The following is a 4065-nucleotide window of genomic DNA, read 5'->3' as shown; positions in this document are numbered from 1 at the left end:
TGTGGGCACTGTTGCGCGACAACCGGCCGTTCACAACGACAAGTTCCGCCACACCAGCGCCCACAGCCACTTGACACGGGTCATTAAGACTCGTCGAGGTCGGTGGCGATGATCTCCGCGATCGCCTCCAGCGCGGCGTCCGCGCCTTCGCCGTCCGCGGTCAGGACGACCTCGTCGCCGTGCATCGCGCCGAGCGTCATCAGGCCCAGCACGCTCGCCGCCTCGACCGGTTGGCCGTCGTCCTTGCGGATGGTGACCGTCACCGGTTGCCCGGCCGCCGCCTTCGCCAGCAGTGCGGCAGGGCGCGCGTGCAGTCCGACCTTGCTCGCCACGGTGACCCGTCGCTCAGGCATGACCCGTCCTCTCGTTACTCCGACTCGCCGTCAGGACGCGGTCGCGTCCGACCGGCCTTCCTTGTCGCCCTTGGCGGTGGTGGCGGTCTTGTCGCCGTCGACCACGCTCGCGTCGGCCTCGGGGTCCTCGTCCGCGCTGCGGCCCGGAGTCCTCAGGTTCCACTTGGTGATGACGAAGCGGAACAGGAAGTAGTAGATGGCCGCGTAGATCACGCCCAGCACCAGGATCAGCAAGGGCTTGGTCGAGATGTTGAAGTTCAGGGCGTAGTCGATGGCGCCCGCGGAGAACCCGAACCCGCTGTGGATGTCCAGCGCGTTGCTGATCGCCAACGACGTGCCGGTGAGCACCGCGTGGATCACGTACAGCGGCCACGCCACGAACATGAACGCGAACTCGAGCGGTTCGGTCACACCCGTGATGAACGAGGTCAGCGCAGCCGAGCCCATGATGCCCGCGATGACCTTCTTCTGCGCCGGCCGGGCGGTGTGCACGATGGCCAGCGCCGCCGCCGGCAGCGCGAACATGAAGATCGGGAAGAAGCCGGTCATGAACGTGCCCGCGGACGGGTCGCCCGCGAAGAACCGCTGGATGTCGCCGGTCTTGCCCTCGTACTCGCCGAAGACCTGCCACATGAACGTGTTCGGGATGTGGTGCAGGCCCAGCGGGAGCAGCAGGCGGTTGATCGTGCCGTAGACGCCCGCGCCGATGATCGTGCTGCCGGAGATCGCCTCGCCGACCGAGGTCAGGCCCGCGTCGAACCACGGGTAGACCAGTCCCATGACCACCGCGACGGGGATCATCACGCCCGCGACCAGGATCGGCACGAACCGCCGGCCGCCGAAGAAGGCCAGGTAGGCGGGCAGCTTGATGCGGTGGTACTTCTGCCACAGCACCGCGCTGATCAAGCCGACCACGATGCCGGTCAGCACCGAGTAGTTGATCAGCTCCTGCTTGGCGTCGGCCGCCGCGTCCTCCGGCAGCGGCAGCACGAGCGGCGACATCGCCTTGAACACGGCCTCGGTCACCACGAAGCCGACCACGGCGGCCAACGCGGTGGAACCGTCACCGCGCCGGGCGAAGCCGATGGCCACACCGACGGCGAACAGCAGCGGCAGGTTGGCGAACAGGGCGTTGCCCGCCCCGCCGATGACTCCGGCCACCGCGTTCCAGCCCAGCCAGTCCTTGCCGAGGATGTCGTCCTGGCCGAGTCGTAGCAGGAGCGCGGCTACGGGCAGTGCGGCGATCGGCAGCATGAGGCTGCGGCCGAATCGCTGAAGCCCGGCCAGACCCTTGATCTCACGACCGCCGGTCGCCTGTGGGGCGCTGGCGCTCATGGGGTACCTCCCTTGGCGGAGTGGTGTGGGCCGGATTCCGGGACGGTCCGGTCCAATTGCATGGTCACCTGGTAGAGATCGCCCCGGTACCAGGACGTCATGTCCTCGACGGGCCTGCCTCGTGAGCTCGAGACCCGGCGGAAGACGAGCAGCGGGCTGCCCGGCCGGACGGCCAGGAGCTTCGCGGTCTCGGGGTCGGCCCCCTCGGCCCACACGGTCTGGCCCGCGTGGTCGAGCTGGACCCCGTACGTGTCGGCGATGAGGGTGTAGAGCGACGCGGTGAGGTCGTGCTGGTCCAGGTCCGGCACGACCCGCGGGTTGTACCAGCCCCGTTCGACGGCCAGCGGCACGCCGTCCGCCCGGCGCAGGCGGACGAGCCGGCACGCCGGTTCGTGCGGCAGCAGGCCGAGCGCGGCGGTCGCCTCGGGCGTCGGCGCCTCCTCGGCGCAGGCCAGGACCTCGGTCGCGGGGGTCAGGCCGCGCCGGCGCATGTCGTCGGTGAACGACTCCAGGTACAGCTGGACGTCCATGCGCCGCCGTGCGGTGAACGTGCCGCGGCCCTTCGCCCTGGTGAGCAGGCCCTCGGCGACGAGCTGGCCGACGGCCGCGCGTACTGTGATGCGGGACACACCGTACTGCTCGGCGAGGTCGCGCTCGGACGGGATCGGCGAGCCCGGCGAGAGCTCCTGCTCGGCCATGCGCCGCAGGATGTCGCGCAGCTGGGCGTGCTTGGGCTTGGGCCCGTCGACGATCTCGTTGCGGCTCATGACACCTCCCCGGCGCTCGCGCGTCCATACGGGCATTGGTACTTTCCGGTCTAGACCAGTTGGTGCGGGGAGGATGCTCCGCGCGCCAACCGGGTGTCAACCGCCGTTACGGGACCGTGCCCGAGCGGTGGCACCCTCAGGGCAGGTGTCGAGAGAGGACTTCGAAGTGGCGGACGACAAAGCGGCCGGGATTCTCGCCGCGCTCGGCGGCGCGGACAACATCGTGGAGATCGAGCCGTGCATCACGCGCCTGCGCTGTGAGCTGGAAGACGGTTCCCTGGTGGACGAGAAGGCCTTGAAGGGCTTGGGTGCGCACGGCGTGATGCGTGCGGGCAACGTCGTGCAGGTGGTGGTGGGTCCCGAGGCCGACACGATCGCCAGCGACATCGAGGACCTGCTGTGACGCTGCGCGTGACGAGCCCCGTCGGCGGGCGCGTGGTGCCGTTGGCCGAGGTGCCGGACCCGGTGTTCGCGCAGGCCATGGTCGGTCCGGGGGTGGCGGTCGAGCCGGAGCGGGTGCGCGCGGACGTGGTGTCCCCGGTGGACGGGACCGTGGTGACGCTGCACCCGCACGCGTTCGTCGTGGCCACTTCGGAGGGTGCGGCGGTGTTGGTGCACCTCGGGATCGACACGGTGAAGCGCAAGGGCGAGGGCTTCACGGTGCACGTGGTCAAGGGCGAGGCGGTGCGCGCGGGGCAGCCCGTGGTGACGTGGGACCCGGCGGAGGTGGAGGCGGCGGGTTTCGCGCCGATCTGCCCGGTGATCGCGCTGGACGCGGCCCCCGAGGTGCTGCTGGACCAGGCCGGTGGCGCGGTGGCGGCGGGTGACGCGTTGTTCTCCTGGCAGCGCTGAGTTTCGGCCGGGCGGACGAGTGCGGGTGAATGGACCATTCACCCGCACTTCTCGTTGCGCCCCCGCCATCCCGGTGACCACGCTGGACCCATGGTCATCTCCGGCTTCCTGGCCGGCGCCGCGGGCGCCGGGTTGCTGCGCCGCCTCCCGCGCGGGGCGCACGTCGGTCTGCTGTGGTGCGCCGTGCCGACGGCCGTGTTGTGGTTCGTGGCCTGGGCGTTGGCCCCGCCGCACTGGCTGCCCGTGCCGCTGCTGGTGGCGTGGCTCGGCGTGCTGCTGACCGTGACCGACCTGCGCCACCGCCGCCTGCCGGACGCGTTGACGCTGCCCGCGTACCCGGCGATCGGCGTCACGCTGTGGTTGTGCGGGGCGGACCTGTGGCGGGCGCTGGCGGGCTGCCTGCTGTTCGGCGGCTTCCACCTCCTGGTCCGCCTGCTGGCGCCGTCGGCGATGGGCGGGGGAGACGTGAAGCTGGCGGGCTCGCTGGGCGCCGTGCTGGCCTCGGTGTCGTGGCTCGCCCTACCGGTCGGTGCCCTGCTGGCGAGCGCGCTCACCCTCACCTTGGGCCTGAGATGGCCCCACGACAGCCTCCCCCACGGCCCCGGCCTCTTGGCTGCGACGTGGCTGGTCGCAGTCTCCGCCGGCTAACCCCCACCTCGTGCCGCCGCGTCCACAGCCCACCGCACTCACATCCGCACTCTCGCCCGCATTCACAACCGCGCCCACCAACCTCGCCCGCGCCCACCAACCTCGCCCGC

Annotated in this window: 6 protein-coding genes; 3 read left to right on the top strand and 3 right to left on the bottom strand. The window is 70.9% G+C overall.

The window, feature by feature from the left end; translation table 11 throughout:
* Positions 1-83: 83 nt before the first annotated feature.
* Genes ACZ7GX_RS24720 through ACZ7GX_RS24710 form a run of 3 tightly spaced genes read right to left on the bottom strand, consistent with a single transcriptional unit; the run spans position 84 to position 2455 of the window.
* On the bottom strand, positions 84-353 hold the full coding sequence (locus tag ACZ7GX_RS24720) for an HPr family phosphocarrier protein (RefSeq protein ID WP_498779882.1): 270 nt from the start codon (positions 351-353) through the stop codon (positions 84-86).
* Positions 354-383: 30 nt separating this feature from the next.
* Positions 384-1688, bottom strand: coding sequence for a PTS transporter subunit EIIC (locus tag ACZ7GX_RS24715; RefSeq protein WP_498779880.1), 1305 nt, complete (start codon positions 1686-1688; stop codon positions 384-386).
* Positions 1685-2455 carry a GntR family transcriptional regulator gene (locus tag ACZ7GX_RS24710; protein WP_498779878.1) on the bottom strand — a complete coding sequence of 257 codons (771 nt, stop codon included), beginning with the start codon at positions 2453-2455 and terminating at the stop codon, positions 1685-1687. The genes ACZ7GX_RS24715 and ACZ7GX_RS24710 overlap by 4 nt, the downstream gene beginning before the upstream one ends.
* A gap of 166 nt (positions 2456-2621) precedes the next feature.
* Here ACZ7GX_RS24710 and ACZ7GX_RS24705 point away from each other — a divergent pair, with 166 nt between their 5' ends.
* The 3 genes from ACZ7GX_RS24705 (at position 2622) to ACZ7GX_RS24695 (ending at position 3955) form a co-directional block, all read left to right on the top strand.
* Positions 2622-2858, top strand: a complete 237-nt coding sequence (locus ACZ7GX_RS24705) for a PTS sugar transporter subunit IIB (RefSeq protein ID WP_123746555.1) — start codon at positions 2622-2624, stop codon at positions 2856-2858.
* Complete coding sequence (locus ACZ7GX_RS24700) at positions 2855-3307, top strand: PTS sugar transporter subunit IIA (RefSeq protein ID WP_498779876.1); 453 nt, start codon at positions 2855-2857, stop codon at positions 3305-3307. The genes ACZ7GX_RS24705 and ACZ7GX_RS24700 overlap by 4 nt, the downstream gene beginning before the upstream one ends.
* Before the next feature lie 90 nt (positions 3308-3397).
* Entirely contained in the window at positions 3398-3955 is a 558-nt protein-coding gene (locus tag ACZ7GX_RS24695) for a prepilin peptidase (protein ID WP_498779875.1), read from the top strand.
* Positions 3956-4065 lie beyond the last annotated feature (110 nt).

This window comes from Actinosynnema sp. NPDC037264 (assembly GCF_055603705.1).
This window is presented reverse-complemented; position numbering and strand designations above follow the sequence as displayed.

What these genes read in the sequence shown, in the direction of transcription:
- ACZ7GX_RS24715 (WP_498779880.1), bottom strand. Translation starts at nt 1,688, where the DNA reads ATGAGCGCCAGCGCCCCACAGGCGACCGGCGGTCGTGAGATCAAGGGT.
- ACZ7GX_RS24695 (WP_498779875.1), top strand. Translation starts at nt 3,398, where the DNA reads ATGGTCATCTCCGGCTTCCTGGCCGGCGCCGCGGGCGCCGGGTTGCTG.
- ACZ7GX_RS24710 (WP_498779878.1), bottom strand. Translation starts at nt 2,455, where the DNA reads ATGAGCCGCAACGAGATCGTCGACGGGCCCAAGCCCAAGCACGCCCAG.
- ACZ7GX_RS24720 (WP_498779882.1), bottom strand. Translation starts at nt 353, where the DNA reads ATGCCTGAGCGACGGGTCACCGTGGCGAGCAAGGTCGGACTGCACGCG.